This window comes from Streptomyces collinus, assembly GCF_031348265.1.
GTDB classification, from domain to species: domain Bacteria; phylum Actinomycetota; class Actinomycetes; order Streptomycetales; family Streptomycetaceae; genus Streptomyces; species Streptomyces collinus.
On sequence record NZ_CP133771.1, the window covers coordinates 123016 to 141782 of the forward strand.

General features: G+C 68.1%; 17 protein-coding genes and 1 pseudogene. 10 read left to right on the forward strand and 8 right to left on the reverse strand.

Annotation, left to right across the window (positions count from 1 at the left end; translation table 11 throughout):
• Positions 1-158 precede the first annotated feature (158 nt).
• Together RFN52_RS00430 and RFN52_RS00435 are read left to right on the forward strand one after the other, a co-directional pair.
• A pseudogene (locus RFN52_RS00430) lies at positions 159-622 on the forward strand (alcohol dehydrogenase catalytic domain-containing protein); the annotation flags it as partial.
• Between the two features lie 686 nt (positions 623-1308).
• Positions 1309-1482 carry a hypothetical protein gene (locus RFN52_RS00435; RefSeq protein WP_184854636.1) on the forward strand — a complete coding sequence of 58 codons (174 nt, stop codon included), beginning with the start codon at positions 1309-1311 and terminating at the stop codon, positions 1480-1482.
• A gap of 117 nt (positions 1483-1599) precedes the next feature.
• Here the strand turns inward: RFN52_RS00435 and RFN52_RS00440 are convergent, their stop codons facing one another.
• The 3 genes from RFN52_RS00440 to RFN52_RS00455 all read right to left on the reverse strand — a co-directional run bounded on the left by RFN52_RS00440 (position 1600) and on the right by RFN52_RS00455 (position 3784).
• Positions 1600-1824, reverse strand: a complete 225-nt coding sequence (locus tag RFN52_RS00440) for a hypothetical protein (protein ID WP_184854635.1) — start codon at positions 1822-1824, stop codon at positions 1600-1602.
• A 322-nt stretch (positions 1825-2146) separates the two neighbouring features.
• A complete protein-coding gene (locus tag RFN52_RS00445; protein ID WP_311240836.1) occupies positions 2147-3001 on the reverse strand; it encodes an alpha/beta hydrolase in 855 nt (284 codons plus the stop codon).
• A 417-nt stretch (positions 3002-3418) separates the two neighbouring features.
• The gene (locus RFN52_RS00455) at positions 3419-3784 is read right to left on the reverse strand and encodes a VOC family protein (RefSeq protein ID WP_184854633.1); all 366 of its coding nucleotides are present in this window, start codon (positions 3782-3784) and stop codon (positions 3419-3421) included.
• A 92-nt stretch (positions 3785-3876) separates the two neighbouring features.
• Here RFN52_RS00455 and RFN52_RS00460 point away from each other — a divergent pair, with 92 nt between their 5' ends.
• Both RFN52_RS00460 and RFN52_RS00465 read left to right on the forward strand, forming a co-directional pair.
• Positions 3877-4842, forward strand: a complete 966-nt coding sequence (locus RFN52_RS00460; RefSeq protein WP_184854632.1) for a helix-turn-helix transcriptional regulator — start codon at positions 3877-3879, stop codon at positions 4840-4842.
• A 137-nt stretch (positions 4843-4979) separates the two neighbouring features.
• Positions 4980-5168: a hypothetical protein gene (locus RFN52_RS00465; protein WP_184854631.1), complete on the forward strand. Its 189-nt coding sequence runs from the start codon at positions 4980-4982 to the stop codon at positions 5166-5168.
• 104 nt (positions 5169-5272) lie between these two features.
• Here the strand turns inward: RFN52_RS00465 and RFN52_RS00470 are convergent, their stop codons facing one another.
• On the reverse strand, positions 5273-6292 hold the full coding sequence (locus RFN52_RS00470) for a rod shape-determining protein (RefSeq protein WP_184854630.1): 1020 nt from the start codon (positions 6290-6292) through the stop codon (positions 5273-5275).
• 1269 nt (positions 6293-7561) lie between these two features.
• On the opposite strand from RFN52_RS00470, the gene RFN52_RS00475 reads away from it, so the two are divergent.
• Positions 7562-7702: a carboxylesterase family protein gene (locus RFN52_RS00475; RefSeq protein ID WP_311240837.1), complete on the forward strand. Its 141-nt coding sequence runs from the start codon at positions 7562-7564 to the stop codon at positions 7700-7702.
• A gap of 723 nt (positions 7703-8425) precedes the next feature.
• Here RFN52_RS00475 and RFN52_RS00480 read toward each other — a convergent pair.
• The 4 genes from RFN52_RS00480 to RFN52_RS00495 all read right to left on the reverse strand — a co-directional run bounded on the left by RFN52_RS00480 (position 8426) and on the right by RFN52_RS00495 (position 10710).
• The gene (locus RFN52_RS00480) at positions 8426-8803 is read right to left on the reverse strand and encodes a hypothetical protein (protein WP_184854629.1); all 378 of its coding nucleotides are present in this window, start codon (positions 8801-8803) and stop codon (positions 8426-8428) included.
• Positions 8800-9327, reverse strand: a complete 528-nt coding sequence (locus RFN52_RS00485; protein WP_311240838.1) for a TetR/AcrR family transcriptional regulator — start codon at positions 9325-9327, stop codon at positions 8800-8802. Before RFN52_RS00485 ends, RFN52_RS00480 begins: the two co-directional genes overlap by 4 nt.
• 445 nt (positions 9328-9772) lie before the next feature.
• The gene (locus tag RFN52_RS00490; protein WP_184854627.1) at positions 9773-10057 is read right to left on the reverse strand and encodes a hypothetical protein; all 285 of its coding nucleotides are present in this window, start codon (positions 10055-10057) and stop codon (positions 9773-9775) included.
• A 176-nt stretch (positions 10058-10233) separates the two neighbouring features.
• Positions 10234-10710: a hypothetical protein gene (locus tag RFN52_RS00495; protein WP_184854626.1), complete on the reverse strand. Its 477-nt coding sequence runs from the start codon at positions 10708-10710 to the stop codon at positions 10234-10236.
• Positions 10711-11743: 1033 nt separating this feature from the next.
• Between RFN52_RS00495 and RFN52_RS00500 the strand changes: the two genes are divergently transcribed.
• The 5 genes from RFN52_RS00500 to RFN52_RS00520 all read left to right on the forward strand — a co-directional run bounded on the left by RFN52_RS00500 (position 11744) and on the right by RFN52_RS00520 (position 18703).
• Positions 11744-13678 (forward strand): sensor domain-containing diguanylate cyclase, encoded by a 1935-nt coding sequence (locus RFN52_RS00500; RefSeq protein WP_184854625.1) that lies wholly within the window; start codon positions 11744-11746, stop codon positions 13676-13678.
• Positions 13679-13715: 37 nt separating this feature from the next.
• On the forward strand, positions 13716-14084 hold the full coding sequence (locus RFN52_RS00505; RefSeq protein ID WP_311240839.1) for a Mu transposase domain-containing protein: 369 nt from the start codon (positions 13716-13718) through the stop codon (positions 14082-14084).
• A 471-nt stretch (positions 14085-14555) separates the two neighbouring features.
• Positions 14556-14954 carry an SH3 domain-containing protein gene (locus tag RFN52_RS00510; protein ID WP_184854624.1) on the forward strand — a complete coding sequence of 133 codons (399 nt, stop codon included), beginning with the start codon at positions 14556-14558 and terminating at the stop codon, positions 14952-14954.
• Positions 14955-15185: 231 nt separating this feature from the next.
• Positions 15186-16940 (forward strand): ankyrin repeat domain-containing protein, encoded by a 1755-nt coding sequence (locus tag RFN52_RS00515; protein WP_184854623.1) that lies wholly within the window; start codon positions 15186-15188, stop codon positions 16938-16940.
• Between the two features lie 395 nt (positions 16941-17335).
• Positions 17336-18703, forward strand: a complete 1368-nt coding sequence (locus RFN52_RS00520; protein ID WP_184854622.1) for a cytochrome P450 — start codon at positions 17336-17338, stop codon at positions 18701-18703.
• Positions 18704-18767: the final 64 nt, after the last annotated feature.

Here is an 18767-nt window from a genome sequence, read left to right on the forward strand (position 1 = left end):
GCGGCCAGGAGGTCCGCGGCAACCTCGGCGGTGGCCGGCCACGAGGATCCGGAAGAACCACCCGTCCTTTCCGATGAGGCAGCCGGAGTTGTCCCCGTTCTCGTCGCGGCAGCACTCCGGAGCCCGCTCGCGCACGGTCGCGACGACGGCGCTCACCAGTCGCCGTCGGCCGCGACGTCACCGAACAGGGCGTGGGTGCCCGTGTCGCCGTCGACCCTTCGCTCAGCTGCGGCGAGTGCCATTACTGCCGCCTCGGCAAGTACAACCTGTGCGAGCGCTGGGCGGCCATCGGCGTCACGAACGCAGGCGGGGCAGCGGAATACGCCGTGGCCCGGTCGCCAACCGCGTCGTCCTGCCCGACCACGTATCCTCCGACGACGCCGCTCTGATCGAGCCGCTCGCCTGCGCTGTACGCGGGTACGACGTTCTGCGCAGCCAGCCGGCCGGCCATGTACTCATCTACGGTTCGGGCACGATGGCCTGATGATGCTGGAGCCGGCCAAGCGCACGGGTGCAGCCAGCGTCGACGTGATCGACATCAACTCGTCGCGTCTGGAGACCGCACGAACGCTGGGATGCTCCAACGTCGCGTCTTTGCGCTGACGAGCTCGACATGCCCCGTGAGGGCGGAACGTATCTCCCCGGAGCTCACATCGTCCCGGCGAACAAGGTCGAGGTCCTTGAGGTGCTCGAAGAACGGCCGCCCAGGGCCGGCGCTTGAAGCAACGCCGTAAGTGTCGTGCGCCTCATGGAGCCGGTCGAGGTCACATCTCCGCTCCGTTGAGCAGCGCGATGACCTGGCTGGACACCTCGCGCGGACTGTGGCTTGCTGCCCGCGCAAGGAGCCGTGAGTAGTCGTTCGGGCCGCCTGTGGCCGTCTGAGGTGCGTGTCGTTCGGAGCCGACATCGTACCCGCGCCCCTTCCAGAAGGGTCAGCGCCGGTGCGCAGCGCCCCCCGGAGCGCGGCGTCCTTTCGTGGCCGCTCTCGGGGCCGGTTTGCGCAGCACAGCCCCACGACCGGCTCCTACGCCTTGATCCACCCCACGATCAAGAACGGCAGCGGCGTCTGTTTCTCATCACGTGGGCCGCGATCACCCTGACGTCCCGCCGCCTCACCCGCAAGCCGACCCGACGGAGGGACACGGCCACCCCGGCCGCGGTGGCCGTCGCCGCCTGACGGCCGCGATGCTTCTCGGGTTAGGTTTCCGGCGGCATCACCTCGGTGACCAAGCACTCGAAAGCGGGCACTCGTTTCCGCTCCGGCGTCAGGGGCAGTCGCATCGTAGACGCGTCGATGAAGGGACCGACATGAGCACTGGGGAGAAGGCCAAGGCTACGACCGAGCAGGTTGTCGGGAAGGCTGTCAGGAAGCTGGCCCACGCGATGGGCAAGGACACCACCGCCGCCAAGGGCGCCGCACTGGAGGCACGGGGCAAGGCCCGAGCAACCAAGGAGAGGGCGAAGGGCAGCTTCCGTCACTGATCGCCCCCAGGGATGGCGCGAAACGGTTGCGCCGCCCCTCTCGTCGAACACGGCGGAGCCCGTCTGCCGTCCACCCGCGGCCCGAGCCCGCACGCGGTCCGTGCCACTCGTGGCGGGTCAGGTCCCGCTCCGGCGGCGGGCGACCACGACGAGAGTGATCACAGCGGTCACGGTCAGCAGCCCGCAGATCACGGCCGGCGCCACCAGGACACCTGGGCCGAGAGGATCGCCGTCGTCGGCCCGGGCGGCCCAGAAGGCGAATGCGAGGGCCGCCGCGGCGAACAGCGGCGTGAAGACCGCCGCCGGCAGAAAACGCAACTTCAGGTCACTGCGCGCCGTCACCCTCTCACTTCCGCTACGCCGGCCGGGGTCGTTGCATGAGGATCTCTGTGGCCCTACGGCCGGGCCGTCCCGTCCGGCACCGGCGTCGCCTGGTGGTAGCAGAGCCGGAATTCCCCGGCGGCGTCGCGGCGCCATATCGACGAACGGCGGGCGTGCCGGTTTTGGGGGTGCGTCTCTCGGCGCCGCCGTGGAGCGTGGACACGGCGGCGACCATCTCCGCATGCGTCCACCGCCGCCCGGAGGCGCCAACCTCGATGAAGTCGGGGTCGAAGAGGGCTTCGGCAGCGTGTTGTCACAAAGGACTGTCGGCACCTGTCAGTGGTCAGGCGGTGAGTGCGGTGCGCAGGGTGGTGGCCATCAGGTCGATGGCTTCCTTCCCGGCCGGTACCGGGCCGGTGTGGGTGAAGTAGTGGTCGACGCCCTCGAAGCAACGGTGGGTGACCGGAACGCCAGCGGCTTCCAGGGCCTTGGCATAGGCATCGCCCTCGTCGCGCAGGCGGTCGTTCTCCGCAGTGATGACCAGGGCCGGCGGCAGCCCGGCGAGGTCGTTGGCGAGTCCGGGTGACACCAGCGGATGGGCGAGGTCGGCGGGGTCAGGGACGTAGGCGGCGGTGAAGACCCGCATGAGCTGAGGGGTGAGCAGGGGCTTGACGATGGGTGACTGCTTGGTGGCCGGGTCGGCGAGCTGGTCGAGCGGTGCGGAGTCGATGATCTGGAGGCGGGGCGTGAAGGTGCCGCGGTCCCGAGCGGTGCGGCACACCGCGGCCGTCAGGTTCGCCCCGGCGCTGTGTCCGCCCACGGCGAGTCGCGAACCGTCCCAGTTGTTGGCGGTACCGTTCTCGGCCACCCAGGCGGTGACGTCGTACGTCTGAGTGACGGGGGCGGGGTAGGGCCGCTGCGGGGCGACGGCGTAGTCAACGTTGATCACCACGCAGCCGGCCGTGGCGGCTATGTAGCGGCAGATGTGGTCATCCTGCTGGGGGCGGGCGATCACAAACCCGCCGCCGTGGAAGTTGACGTACACCGGGGCAGGGGCTGTGGCGGCGGCCTGCGGGCGGTAGACGGTGCACGTCACCGGTCCGGCGCCGGTCTCCACCCGGATGGATTCCGTGCGCTTCGGGATGTCGGTGAAGCGCAGATCCTTGTGCACGCGGCTCATCATTCGGCCGAGCAGCATCTGGACTCCCCTGGCCTGCATTCTGGCCCTGAACGACATGATCGAACCCCATTGCTACAAACTTGAAGTATCAGGATTCCTGATAATGGAGGCTCGTCGCTGATCCCGCAAGAGGCAACCACGAAGGTGTCCCGCACCGCCGCCGCGGCTGTATTGCTCGTGGTCATGGCCGCCTGCACCGACAACTCCGACCGCATCACCATGTAGCCGCCAGCGATTAACCCACTTGCTGGCGCATGCACGGGAGATGCCCGTCTCAGCGGCGACGTGGGCGATGGGACGTGCCTGGCACCGCTTCACGAGCCGCCCGCGGCCCTCGACGCTCAGGGGCGCGTCGCGTGGGGCACTCGTCGTCCTCCCGACGGCAGACGACGGCAGGCGCGACACCTATCGTGCGCGCCTGCCGCTTTGCGACCTTCAGTCCCGCGGCGCGACGCGGATACGGTTCCCGTCAGGATCGGCTGCGAGGAAGGTCAGCCCGAACCCCGCATCATGAGGCTCGTGCAGGATCGTGACGCCCTCGGACTGCCACTGCTTGAAGATCGCGTTGATCTCGTCGGGCCCACCGCCGATGGCCAGGCACACCTCACTGGCACGCGGGACATCCGGTGACAGATCCTCGAACTGGCCGGACCACAGAGCGAGGTCAGCGCCTGGCCCGAGGTCGAAGGTGATGTATCCCGGAGTCTCGAACGACGGCCTCATGCCGAGGAGGTCGCCGTAGAAACGCGCTGCGGCGGGCGCGTCGTTCACATAGACGATGGACACGACGGATGTGGTCATGGTTGTTCCTTCTCACAGGTCGTTGGTACGCATCCACCAGCCTGACCGGGATATGCGCCACATCGTGTCGTAATTCCTGAAAAACTTGGGGTGTGACGCCAGACCGCTTCTTCTCCCTGATGCTGCTCCTCACATCAAGGAATGCTGTGACCACACAGGAACTTGCCTCGGCGCTCGGGGTGTCCCTTCGAACCATCACCCGGGACCTGAACTGGCTCCGCGACGCCGGCCTGCCGGTGACCGCGCAACGGGGCCGCCTCGGAGGCGTGACCATGCTGCCCGGGTCCGGACTCGACCTCACACGACTCACGCCGGGCGAGCGTGATCAACTCTCGCTCGCCGGGCTGGATGAGAAGCAACGTGCGGAGCTCAACGCATCGGTCGAAAGCCGGCGTGCGCTCTCCAAGATCGTCGCCACACAGTCGCGTCGAGGTCATGAGCTCCTGCCGCTCACCGACGTAGTGCACGTGGACAGCCGTCCCTGGCTCCAGGCCCGTACTTCCGGCACGACTCCGGCTTCGCTGATCGGCCCAGTGCGGCGCGGTCGCCAGCTACGGATCGAGTACGACAGCTCACGCGAGTCATGCTCACGCGTCCTGGTCGTGGATCCCTATGGGCTGCTGGCCAAGGCCGGCATCTGGTACCTCGTCGCCGACTGTGCCCGAGCGCCGCGGATGTACCGACTCGAACGGATCACGGCGTGGAAAGAAGTCGACCAGCCACGACGGATCCGCGAGAACCAGACCCTGGCCACCGTCGCTGCAGCGCTCGTTGATCAGTGGGAACACGACCACGCGATAGAGGTCAGCGCCACCATCGACCAGACCCAAATCGAGCGAGCGCGACGGATCCTTGGCCAACGACTCGTCCAGGACGACCATGAGGAATCCGCCACCGGCCACAAGGTAAGGATCCGATTCCTGCACCTGGAGGACGTGCGAACACTACTGCCGTTCGGGAGCGCCATCACTGTGCACGGACCCACCGAAGCCAGGGCTCACCTCAGCGACCTCGCCACCAACCTTGCCCACCACTATGCGCCGTCACCAACGTCCTGACCCGCAACACCTAGGCCGTTGTCCTTGTGCACCCAGCCGTTTTCACGCTTGTGGCCGCAGGCGAACAGCGCACCCCGGAGATACCGCCTCTCCGCCAGTTTTCCGGTGCTGTGGAGCCCGCCCGGTACACGGTGTGGGTGAAGGCTCCCGCCCACGGCCAGCGCATTGAGGGGGTCTCGTACGACGCCGTCCCCACGACCTGCCTGAAGGCGCCGCCGACCGGGCCGGTGCGCGGGGTCCTCAGGCCGCGCCGACCGACGGGCTGGGTGCGGCAGAAGCTGGACGCCCACGGGCCTGACCGCAGCGTCCTGCCCGCCGGACTGTGACGATGCCCCCGACAGCGCGCCGGTGCTGGAGCTGGAGCGCGCCCTGGACGCTGCCGAGAAGGCCGGCGTGAGGCTGTGCTCGCTTGCGGCATCGAAACGTGGCCTCATCTTCGGGGCTGGGCGTCCAGCACCTGCTGGAGCGCCTCGAACTCCTCGACGCACTTTCCAGAGCCCAGCGCCACGCTGTCCAGCGGGTCCTCGGCGATGTGGACCGGCATCCCCGTCTCGCGGCGCAGCCGCTCGTCGAGACCCCGCAGCAGCGCCCCGCCGCCGGTCAGAACGATTCCTCGGTCCATGATGTCGCCGGACAGCTCCGGCGGGCACTTGTCGAGGGTCGTCTTGACGGCGTCGACGATCGCGTTGACCGGCTCCTCGATCGCCTTGCGGACTTCGGCCGCAGAGATGACGACGGTCTTAGGATGCCCCAAGACCAGGTCCTGGCCGCGGATTTCGGTGCGCTCGTCGGAGTCGAGGTCGTACGCCGAACCAATCGTGATCTTGACCTGCTCGGCCGTGCGCTCACCCAGCAGGAGGGAGTACTCCTTCTTGACGTGCTGGACGATCGCGTCGTCCAGCTCGTCGCCCGCGACACGGATGGACTGGGCGATGACGATGCCGCCGCAGGAGATGACCGCCACGTCCGTGGTGCCGCCGCCGATGTCGACCACCATGTTGCCCGTGGCCTCGTGGACCGGCAGGCCGGATCCGATGGCCGCGGCCATGGGCTCCTCGATGATGTGCACCTGGCGGGCGCCGGCCTGGGACGACGCCTCGATGACGGCGCGGCGCTCGACGCCCGTGATGCCCGAGGGCACACAGACGACGACCCGCGGACGAGCCAGATACCGCCGCTTGTGGATCTTCAGGATGAAGTAGCGGAGCATCCGCCCCGCGATCTCGAAGTCGGCGATCACACCGTCCTTCAGCGGACGCACGACAACGATGTTGCCGGGCGTGCGCCCGATCATCCTCTTCGCTTCGGCGCCGACCGCGAGGATGCCACCGGTGTCGGTGTTGACCGCGACAACGGACGGCTCGTTGAGCACGATCCCGCGACCCCTGACGTACACCAGCGTGTTGGCGGTCCCGAAGTCGACAGCCACGTCACGCCCCATGAACGACATTGAGTACCCCATCAGGACTCGTCTGACCTTCCCACGTTTTCTGCAGGGCCCTTCAGCCGGCGAGGCGGATGCTTCTCCGCACAAGGGCTGGGCGGTGAGGTGCCAGGCTGCGTCGCTGCTGTGACACTGGCTCTTCTCCGCTGCACTCCATCACCGGACCGTATCGGCGCGCCCGCCGCGGTGAACCGCTGCCACGCCGCCTGCCCCCATCGGATCTCGCCGTCGTGAGATTCGTCGGCGGGCGGGAGCCCGGAGGCAGTGGCTACGGCAGGCGGTCTTCCCCCAGCGGCCGTGACGACCAGCCGCATCCCCGGGGTTCCATGACCATGAAACAGGCGTTCACCTCGTTGCCGCCCTGGCCATTCTCACCGGGGATCAGCCACGCCACAGGCATCTGCCACACCCCCTCACCACAAGCCCACGCTCCAGACCGCCAAGCCGTGCACCACCACGTGGGAGGTGACAGGTCGGAAGGTGACGGTGAGAAGGCCGGCATCGAACGACGTCCGGTCGCGAAGACCACCAGCCGGATCCACCACAGCCTGCACCGGGGCCACCGGGTCACCTCGTGCACTGTCGCCGTAGCCCGAACCGAGAGTGGTCCGGCCTACCGCACATGCGGCAAGGCACGGAGCGTGTGGCGCATCGTGCAGGGTGGTCAGGTGCCCCAGACCTGCCTGCAGCGGGTCCGGTAGAGCGGAACCGCCGTCGGCACTGAAGGCTGCCGGGTGACCGTGCCCTTCCCGGCCGGTCCGGCAGTGCGCGGCGTGGAAGGCATCCGGGCATGACGTGGTCCTTGCCCAGGCCGATGCTCGCTGTGGCCGTGGACAGCCCTGCGCTGCCCGCTGGGTACGCGGCGGAGCCGAAGTTATGGACAGGGTTTGTTCGTGTCGGCTGTCCACGAATCAGCGACGTTGTCGAATCCCTGTATCGGGGAGGCTGTTGCCAGGCGGTTTCGGCAGTCAACTGCCGCAACGGCCACGAGGAGGTTGGCGGGGCCGGTGACGGCGGAGGCGAAGCGGACCTGGGGGTGGCGGCTGAGCTCTTGTCCTGTCTCCTCCAGTCCGCCGGGGGCGACGGTGATCCACAGGAGCGCCTCGGTGCGAATGCCCAGCCGGGCAAGGTCAACTTCGGTGGCGAGCCGGAGGACCTGGCCGCCGACCAGCGCTTCCAGCCGACGGCGTGTGGTGAGGGCGGTGGTGTCGGCGCGCGTTGCGAGGCCGGTGTAGGAGGCGGCCTCGAAGGCTGGAGAAGGTGCAGGGGCCGCGCGTGCCGGACTGCAACGAGGAGGGCAGCCTGAGCGTCAACGTCTTTGCTCCGCGCCGGGCGATGAAGGACGGTGTGGTCCGCCCGGTCCTGGTGTGGTGGCACGGGGGCGGCTTCACCAGCGGCTCCGGCGGCTGGGACTAACGACGGCGCACGCCTCGCCGCGCTGGGCGACATCGTGTTCGTCACCGCCAACTCCGATGTGGGGCCGCTGGGTTACCTCTATCTGCCGCAGGTCGGCACGGCCCACCTCGGCCCCCAGGACCAGGCCGCCGTACTGCGCCGGGTGAAGGACAACGCTCGCCTCCTTCGGCGGCGACGCCCACACCGTCACCGTCGGCGGGCAGTCCGCCGGGCGCTCAACTCTCCCTGATGCTCGCCCTCCACCCCGCGACGAACTCGTCCATCACCCGGGTGCTGCTGCACAGCGGCCCCTTCGGCCTGGACCCGCAGACCCTCACCAGGCCACCGAGAACACCGACGCCTACCTGCGCCTGCTGGACATCCCCGCCGGCACCGACACCGCGAAGGCCCTGCGTGCTCTGCCGGCCGAGCAGTTGCTGGACGCCTACGGCCGACTCTCCGCCCAGCGGCCACCCCAGGCAACACGGCCCCGCCGATACACCCGGCCCTCGACGCCCCGAGCACGCCCCACACCCGGCAACAAGCACTCACAGACCACGCATCGGAGGGCAACGCGCTCGCTTCGCCGACCGACACGTGGTCACCATCTTGTGCGGCAGCAACGTGACATGGATGTCTGTCACCGCTGGGTCGGTGCGGCTCCCATCGACAGGTCTTGACAATTGCTTCGTTCGCGGGCCCGGAACGTCGTGAGGCTCTGTAGGGGCCACGCGCTCCCACGGTTCACGCTGCGCCAGCCGCCGCGAGCAGCGCCACCGGCAACAGCAGTATCCATTGCGGCAGGCGCAGCAGCGGTTTCGACCAGCTTGCGGCCAGGGAAACGATAAGAAACACGACGGAGTAGGCCACGAAGTGGGCGGCCAGGAGCCAGGCGATGGTGTCACCGCCAGAGCGGTTGCCCAGCGCCAGCCAGATCAGGGCAGCGGCGGCCAAGATCAGGTCGGCGGTGACCATGTGCCAGACCGCGTGCAGGACACGGCGGGGCTCATCGGGGAGGTTGCCAGCCAGCAGTGGCCGGATGACATCCCGACCGCCAGCCACGGCATGGACGGCTGCGACCGCGCCGGCCGTTATGCCAGCGGCGAGAAACCAGGCGTTCATCGGGTCTCGATTCCGCGGCCGACGATGGCCGCCAATTGCGTGGCCAGCCCTGGGCCGGGCTGCTCGCCCACCAGGGCGACGTGGAAGAAGACGGCGCCAGCCAGTGTGTCCAGTACCAGGTCGACCGGCAGGCCGGGGTTGGCCTCCCCGCGCTGGACAGAACGCTCGAACACCGGCACCAGCCCGTCCTTGGCCGGGGTCAGGAAGTCGGAGCGAATGCGGACCTGCAATTCCGGGTCAGCGGCGAAGTCGGCCAGCAGGCCCGGCAGGGCAGCGGCCGCGGCCGGGGTGGAGAACTCCTGGATCAGGGCCTCCAGCAGGGCGGTGAGATCGCCGGTCAGGCTGCCGGTATCCGGGGCCGGGGCTGCCTCGGTCTGGGTGAAGACCGCCTCGTACACCAACTCGGCCTTGCCCGACCAGCGGCGGTAGATGGTGTCCTTGCCGACGCCGGCCCGAGCGGCCACCGCACCGATGGAGGTGTCGGCGTAGCCGACTTCAGTCACCAGCTCGGCCGTGGCGGTCAAGATCGCCTGATGGGCCCGGCTGTCTCGGGGACGCCCACGCGGGGCGCTGGGAAGTGTCACGCGATTAACCATACGGGACGCCCCGATTGATAAATGCGTCGGGTACGACGCGCAGAGATGAGCCCGCTCTCGCGACCCCTATCACTTCAGTGATGTTCTGCGGCTACTGCCCATCCGCCGTCGACCAAGAACCGTCGTGGGCCAGTGTTGCGTCCCCAGTGGAGACGCAGCCGGACACGTTCCCACGCGTGGCGGTGGATCACTCACGTGTGGCTGGACGTGCTGGTCAGCCGGCAGCGCTGGAGGCCAACGGGTTCCGTCAGCCGGGCGCCTGAGAGCCCGGGGCGTCGCCCCTTCGTGGCACAGGATGCCTATACCCCTTGAACGGGCCCTCCGTTGACGTGAAATCGGATACGGCGGCGCGCCGGTATCTTGCGGCCATCTGTCACTTCAGGGGCTCATGCATGTCGTGCCTCCCCGGGGAGTCCACGAAAGGCTGTGGGCCTCTCCGGGGGACCTGCGAAATCCGCAGGCTCCACGGGGAAGTGGGGTGATGGATCCCGATGGAGACGCAACCAGCACCGGTGACGATGTCGTAGCGCGCAAGATCCCTGATCCGCGTCGGAACCAGCGACGACGGCCGCTTGAACCCCTCCGGGTCCCGCGCGACCTCCCGCGCCAGCAGCAGGTGGTCGACCTCGAAGATCGACGGCCAGCCCTGCTCAGCCATCGACCGCAGCAGCACCGGCGCGTATTTGCGAGCCGATGGGCGGTTGAACACCCCGCGTCAGCAGCTCGGAGGCGGGGTCGGGGCGCCGCCGGTTGCCGATCCCCGGCCCTGGAGGAGGGCGAACGATCCAGCGGGGTCGCCAACAGCCACATGAACGGTCCGCGTTGGCCTTCCGGTCAGGTGTGGATGACGAGCTTGAATTCGGCGAGCACGAGGTCGCAGGCGGTGCTGTCATTGTGTGAGACGAGCAGCGCCAGCGGCGTACCGATGGCGGTGAACAGGCCGTGGCCCTTGGTGAAGCACTGCATGCCGGGCGACGGCGGGCGGTGATCGGTGGCCGTCGAATCGTAGCCGGTGGACAGGTTCAGCGGATCGCGGACGAAGCGGTCCCGCAGCTCAGTGTAGGAACCGTCCTCCCACTGGATCATCGCGTACAACTGGCCCCAGCCCGCGATGGAGGGCCAGATGAGGCCGGAGCGGTCGTCAGTGGCCCAGTTGGTGACGGTGTAGCCGTCCGGCTGGACGGCCTGGTGCATGTTATGCGCGTCGTACGACTCGCCGGAGCCAAACGGGAAGCGGACAATATGGTTGGCGCCGTCGGCGGGGATCGACTGCGCGACGTCGGTCTTCAACGAGCACACATAGACAGTCACTTGCGTCTCCTAGGCCGTGGGCTGCATGACGCAGGATTGGACCCCTGTGTATCTTCACCCCCGGTCGCCCTGGGGAAACGGGCGAAGGCAGCTCCGCCAACGTCCGAGAGCGCGACCTCCTACGGCTGGCCGAGAGATCAGATGGCGGATCTAGTAGTGCTTGATCAGAGTGTTATCGGTTCCGGCATGTCGCGGTGACGGGTGAGGCAGGCGCCGGTCCAGAGCGCGAGAGGTAGCTGCGGTTCGCGGGCTCGTCGACCTGCTCGGCCAGCACGGCGCCGATACAGACTAGGTCGGTAAGCCACCGAATCTCCTCGTTCGGCCTCGGGCGGGCGGCGCCGAAGTCGGACTCCGCCCCCGACGACTCTGTCCCGGGCCCTTGCACCGTCGGCGGCCTCGGCCGGGTTCGGCGCGCGTCGGGCGGAACCGACGCGCAACGCGGCAAGCGCGCCCCGCCCCTTGGCTGTGGCCGCGCCGCCCACCCCCCCTCCCCTCTACTTCAGCAGGGCATGACGAAAGGAACGCAGCCGCGATGGCAGGAGCTCAACTGCACCCGTACGCCTCTGACGAGCTGGAGGGTGAAAGCACTGCGTCTCTCATGGGGGCTCCGGGAATACGCGCGGTGTCAATCGGACGCTGGGGTGCCACCAGTGGTGGTTCGGCAGCTCGCTGAAGCCAAGGATGTCAGTTCCAGCTCTGACTCCGACAAGACCGGGCATCTACGCTCAAAGCAAGCCGTCATCGTGTGCCAGAAACGGAGACGGTGCAACTGGCAAAGTGTCAGCCTCCGCGACCTCGTCCGTTTTTCAGGTGAACTTACCGCCTTTCATGGAGATAGGCGCTGGATACCTCCCTACGCTCTAATCCGGCACGAGCAGCACAAACACGGTGTGCCTGCCCTCTTTGGGCTCGATGACCGTCGGGGGTTCGCATGAGGCTGGGACAGGCCGGTTGGTGGGGCTCGATGCACGCCGTTCGTAGCGGCTGGTCATCGACGGCATGTGGATGGGGCAAGACTCGGGGACTGGCAACCGTGCTTGCCGCCGCAATCAGCGCAAGCGCGACGGCGGTGCTGTTCCTTCCAGTCGGCGTCGGAGTGCCGGCTGCGCATGGTCTGGCCGCTCTGTCCCTGCTTGAGCGTGCCAGGACGGCCGCCGGAAGGGTGCGTCTTCGCCTCGCACTCTTCGCGGGTTCTGTGGCGGCGGGTGGGCTTAACCACCTCGCGGTCAGCCAGCTCGCTTCCTTTCAAGGGGAGCTCACTGGTGACCGCCACTTCGGCCTCCAGCTGCTGGCGGTCACCGCAAATGCCCTCTGTCTGGTGGTGGCGATCGCCGGGGTCGTGGTCGCGGTGGCGGACGGCGGCACGACGCTGGTAGGGCTGCGGCGAGTCCTGGACGGATGGATGATCGCCGGCTCCCTGCTCACACTGGGCTGGGTGCTGCTGCTACATCGTGCAGACCAAAGCGTCGATGCCTTCGGGTCCTTGCAGGATCTGGCACGTGTGGTGACGGACATCCTGGTCTTTGGACTTCTGGTGGCGATGCGCTACTCGCTGAAGCGTCCTGAGCGCACAGCGACAACGGTGGGTGTCCTGGCCCTCGTCGCCTTGTCCGCAAGCGACATGATGCGCATCCTCATGCCGGCCCCCGGCACCTGGTACGGCATTCCTTGCGCGGCGGCCTGCTCGATCACGGGCCTAATCCTCATCGCCGTTGCCCCATGGCTGGCCGGAGGCACCAGCGTCGTGGACGTCGACCAGCGCATCATGCCCGTCGTCGGGGTCGTGGCCGCCTTCGTGCCCGTGGCCATCTGCGTCCTGGCCTTGACAGCTCACACCATGGTCGGAGGCCGCACCAACGTGGTTCCGTTGGTCCTGGCAGGTTCGCTGCTTATCGCGCTCGGCATCCGCCAGGGCATCATCCACGCCGACCACCTTCACATCACCCGCGAAGCCACCACCCGGGAAGCGCTGTACCGCGCCTTGGTCGACGGCACCCGCGACGTGATCACCATCGTCAGCCTGGAGGGCCGCGTACGCTACGTCAGTCCTGCCGCTCATCACGTCTTCGGTTACCGGCCTGAGGACCTGCTGGGTGCCCGTCTCCCCCTGTACTGCCACCCCGACGATCTGACGCCCCTGATGCACGCAGTCGAGACGCTGCGGCAGGAAGCCGCATCAGGCATCCGCGGTCCGGGCCGCCGCGTGTCCTGCCGGGTCCGTCACGCCAACGGACGTTGGCGCCACGTCGAGTCGACGATCAGCCACCACACCGAGGGAATGATCTTCAGCAGTCGCGATGTGACCGACCGGGTCAACCGGCAGGAAGTACTCGAGCACCTGGCCTTTCACGACGCGCTCACCGGACTGCCCAACCGGGCCCTGTTCACCGACCGAGTCGCGCATGCCCTGCGGAAGCGGATCACTCGCGCAGCCCCACCCGCAGTGCTCTTCATGGACCTGGACGGCTTCAAGGCTGTCAACGACTCGGCCGGACACGCGGTGGGCGACGCTCTCCTGATCCACGCCGCGCGTCGGCTCCAGGCATCCGTACGGGCCGAAGACACCGTAGCCCGACTCGGCGGTGACGAGTTCGCCGCCCTCCTGGAGGGAGAGGCCGGGACACACCCCTTACGCGCCAAGGACGTCGCCGAGCGAATCCTGTCTGCCCTGACGCAGCCGTACCAGATCGCAGGCAACGAGGCACTCGTCTCGGCCTCCATCGGCATGACACTGGCCCTCCCGGGCGTCACACCGGACGAACTCCTCCGCCAAGCCGATGAAGCTATGTACGAGGCCAAGAGAGCAGGCAAAGGCCGCATCCGCATGCACAGCCCTCAGCCCCGTCAAACCGGCTACAGTCCGTCACCCGAGGCCAGCCAGACGGCCACTCCCCTCCAGTCGTCAGACGAACCGGCGGCACACGACCTGGGACGGGGACCCCATACTGCCGGTACCCGAAACCCCTGATCCGAGCCTGATCGCCCAGCAGAGACTGGACATCGCCATGACCGTGAGTCAGAGCTTCGAGGTGCACCGGGAGCCGGTCGGCAAGCGGAGCACGGCCGCGATCCGCCAACTGCTGTCGCACTTCGGCCGGAGCCGTTCGAGACCGGTCGGCTGTTCAGTCCCCGGGGGGGACCGATACGCGCGGGTCAGTGTCCGCACGAACCGCTACTCGGTGCCGGTGGGACTGATCGGCCGCACCGTTCGGATGATGCTGCACGCCTCCGAAGTCGTCGTCTACGACGGCGGCAAGGAAGTCGCCCGGCACGAACTGCTCATCGCCAAGGGCCAGGCCCGCCTGGAAGTAGACCACTATCTGGAGGCCCCGGTCCGCAAGCCTGGCGCCGTTCCCGGCGCAACCGCGCCGTAACAGACCCGCTCCGCAGGCAAGTTCACCCCGTCCATGACGCCTGTGGGCGGCTGCCTGCAAGGCCCACGGTGACCGATGCCGCACTCCCCACGAATGACCCCTCCCAGCCTGTCGACCCGAAGATCATCCCACCGGTCAGGCAACGTGACGGCGCCGTCGGAACGCTTCCAGCCGTTCCTCAGCGGGCTTTGGCGGCTCTCGTAAGGCTTCTTGAAGATGCCCTTCGAACCGAGGTCTTCGCCCTGGCCTGGTCCTTGGCTCTCGCCCCCCGTGGCTGGGCACTGAGCACGGCAGAGGCTTCGTCCTCACCGATGAACGGCACCGACATGAAGGTGCCGTCGCAAGAATGAGGAACCTATGAGGTCGTGCGCCCCTGACAGCTGTCAGGGACCTGTTCGTCCCACGCCTGCCTAGCATGACGAACCAGCCGGAGACATCTGGTGCCGGTTACCCGAGAGGACGCAGATCCCCATGACACTTCGACCCCGTCGCACGGGCGCGCTCATCACCGCACTGGCCACCGCCGCCGCGGTGCTGGGCCTGGCGACGCCCGCGAACGCCGCCATCCACCGGTGCAGCATCTCCGGGGACATGACGAACTGCACGACGGTGACCGGGATCGACCCGGGCTCCTGGCTGCAGATGCGCACCGGTCCCGGATACGGGTACGCCAACGTTCCCCACGGGACACTCCTCAACGGAGACGAGGTCGGCCTCACCTGCTGGACGACCGGCGACGGAGCGGCGGACAACCCCAACTACCGCTACTGGATGCTCATCGACCTGGGGGTGAGGTCGGGCTACGTCAACGACTGGTACCTCAACACCGGCAACCCCAGCGTATGGCAGCAGCAGATCCGACAGTGCTGACCGGCGGGTCCCGAAGGAGAGATGCAGATGCCCGCTCGGACGACCAGGTGACAGTGCTGGAGGGGCGAGAGCATCGGTGACGGACCGGAGCGGCCACCTGCTTCGGGCCGTCGCCGCAACAGGCCCAGGTTCACAGAGGCTCCAGCCATACTCGGGGGAACAGCAGCGGATCTGTGACCCAGCCTGCCGTCAGCACGACCTGTTGTCAGACCCCTCTGTCACGATCGGTGCATGGGATTCTTCGACGATCTGGTGTTACCGGAGGAACCGGCCGCCGAGCGGACGGTATTGGTCCGGCTGGGCCCGCCGGAAGAGGACGCCGGGCGGTACGCGCCGCCGGTTGACTGGTTCGCTCCTGCGCATCTGCCGCAGCTTGAGGTTCTCGGCGCCGGTCCGGACACGAAGGTGCTGCTTACGGGATGGTCCGTGTGGCCGCAGGCAGCCACCCTGCATCTGGCGGTCTTCCGTAGGACCCGCCGGCACAGCGCGGCTGCGGGACGGCAGTCCGGGTTGCGGGTGGGCCTGCTGTTCTCCGACGGCCGCCGGGTGACCTCGCTGGACGGCACTACGGACCGGAGGGTGGAGTTCACCGATTCGCAGGGACAGGTGACCGTGGCTTCCACACCGCAAGCGGTCGGGCTGATCCCACTGGATCCCGGCTTGCATCATTCCCGACGGTCCCTCTTCAAGACCGACGTCGACCTGTATCTGGCAGAACTGCCAACCGCCGGAGAGGCTCAGCTGGTGGTGGAGTGGCCGGATGAGGGGATTGCCGAGACCCGCACCTCGGTCGACGTGGCGGCCCTCCATGCCACCTCGGCGCAAGCGCTCGAAATCTGGCCAGCGCTCGGGCCGCCGGATCCGTCAGAGCAGCCGGACGCCTTCGGGTACGTGGAGGTGAGCGGACCGCCTGCTTTCCTGGCGCCGCCCCTGGCTCGGCACCAGCGGGAGATGCTGCGCCGCCAGGAGGAAGCCCGCAGGCGCTCTGTGCCGCGGGCCGACTGGCAGCAACTGGGTTATCAGGACTGGGGGGACGCGGCCCTGATCCGTGCTCGGCTGGACGCAGGGGCACCGCCCGACGCCCGCGTCGGATGGCGTGGTACCACTCCGCTGCATCTGACGGCGGAACAGGGAGCATCGGAAGTGGTCGCCGCGCTCTTGTCGCATCAGGCGGAGGTCGACGCACGCGACGACGACGGACACACACCGCTGTGGTACGCCGCCTGCTGCGTAGACAAGGGCAGTGTCAAAGCGCTGATCGACGCCGGGGCCGATGCGTGGACGCCGCAGAGCGGACCCTGGTCCCCGGGCCGGCTGCTGCTGACCACGTCGCTCGCGCCACTCGTCGCGGATCTGCCGGGGGCGGTGGAGCTGCCCGCCGAGGAAGCCGCGGCGTTCACAGCGGCGGACGCGCTCATCGCGGCCTTCGGCGAACAGGAGCTGTGGACCGAAGGACTCGGCATCTGCTTCGTGCCGGGCCTGAGCGAGGACGAGGTGATCCGGCGGCTCGGCGCCGACCCCGCGCAGTGCCCGAAGACAGACGCCGAGCATGCGCCCTTCGACCCCATGGACTACGACGAGTCCCTCCGCTACGTGGGCGTGACGAGCGTGCCCGGTGCCCCTGGCGGCTGCGCGATCACGCAGGACGGCTATATGCCGAGCGACGACGCCGTACTGCGGGCGATATCAGCGGGCACCGCCGCCTACGGAATCTACTTCAACCCCAAGGGCGGGACATTCGGCACCCTGGCCCGCGATGGCGCAGTCGTCGAGCACGAGGAGATAGGCCTCCATCCGCACAGGCCCGACCCGGCCACACATTGGCACTTCCGCTTCTGGCAGCGCCGGTCCACCTTCCCGCACGACGCCGACACACTCGCCTACGCCTGCGCCGCGGCCGGGCTGCGGATCCACGACGGCCAGGAAGTCATGGATCGCCGTGCTCCGCGCCGCTGGGTGCCGCTGCCTTCGCAACTCCAGCGCTGAGGCCGGTGTATGAGCGAGGGCTTCGAACTCCTCTGGTCGTCGTCCACCGAGATGCCGGCCAGACTCTGGACGGCCACCGGGCCGGGCCACCGAAGGTCTCCCTGAGGCAAATCTCCGCCCAAGCCTGCCAGCGGTGTCAGCCGGGCGGGGACCGGAGAGCCGGATACGGCGTGCGCTGTCACGCCGCCGACGGTAGCCGGTCAGACACGTCCCTGGCCGTCACCGGACTCGAAGCGATCCCTCTACCGCAACACGGATGAGAACGCACAGCTGGGGGCGCCCCCCTCCGACCAGCTCCTCCCACGTGGCACAGGACACGTCAATGACAGGATTGCGGTGAGGAAGGGGCAGGGAAGCCATAGGGGGCGCCCATGATTACCGTGAAGGGATGACCCGTGACGTCCGCTGCGCCTCTCCCCATACCTCGGGCTGCCGGATCGCTTCCGTTCATCGGCCACGCTCTGAGAATGCGCGACAACCTCGGCTTCATCGACTCGCTGCGCGACACACGGGAACCGGTCGTCGAGATCGTCCTGCAACCCGGAACGCGCACCGTCGTGGTCCAGGACCCGGCCCTGATCCACCAGATGCTCAAGGCCCTGGCACCCACTCTCGACAAGGGACGGCTCTACGACAAGCTGGGCCAGCTGCTGGGCGACAGCGTCGTCACCGCCACCGGCCGGCCTCACGTTCGCAAACGCCGTCAGCTGCAACCGGCGTTCGCCCACACCGAGATCAGCCGGTACGTCGACATCATGCGCACCGAGGTCACGGCCACGGTCGCCGGCTGGGAACCCGGGAAGCCCCTCGACGTACGCGAGGCGATGGTCGGACTCAGTCTCGACATGCTGGCCAAGACGGTGTTCGCCGGCAGCCTCGACGACGCCGTCTTCCGCCGGCTGCGCAGCGACCTGTCGGTGGTGATGAACGGCGTCGGTGTGCGCCTCATGCTGCCCGACTGGGCCGAGCGCCTGCCGTTGCCTTTCAACCGCCGCTTCGACCGGGCCCGGGCCGGCGTACGCGCCACCGTCAACACAGCCGTCGAGGAGTTGCAGGCCTCCGGGCACGACACCGGAGACATGCTCTCCATGTTGCTGCGCGCCGTCGACGAGGAGACCGGTGAGCCGTTGACCGGGCATCAGATATGCTCCGAGATCCTCACCCTGGCCGTGGCGGGCACCGAGACCACCGCGTCGGTTCTGTCCTGGGCCCTGTACGAACTCGCCCGCAACCCCGCCGTCGAGGCCCGGGTCCTGGCCGAGCTGGACGACGTCCTCGGCGAGCGGCCCGTCGCCCTCGACGACGTGGCCCGGCTGCCGTACCTGAATCGGGTGATCACCGAGACCCTGCGGCTGCACCACCCCGGCTGGTTGGTCACACGTCGCACTACCGAGGAGACCCGTCTCGGCCAGTGGACGCTGCCCGCCGGCACCGAACTGGCCTACTGCCAGCACGCTCTGCACCGCGACCCCGAGCGTTTCCCCGATCCGCTCACCTTCGACCCGGACCGGTGGAACGACGCTGCGCAGGAGCCTCCGCCAGGCGCGTTCCTGCCCTTCGGGGACGGCAAGCACAAGTGCATGGGGGACCGCTTCGCCCGCACCGAGATGGTCACGGCGATCGCGACGATGCTGCGTTCGGTACGGCTGGAACTCGCCGAGGGCCAGGCCATCCGCCAGGTCGCCCGGCTCACCGTACGGCCGCGCGCCCTGCGAATGACCGTCCTCCCCCGGAACCGGCTCCGAGCCGGGGCCCGCAACTAGGGCCTGTATCAAAAGTGGCTGGTTGTGACTCTGTGGCCTAATTTTCTATGCCGGAGTGAACATC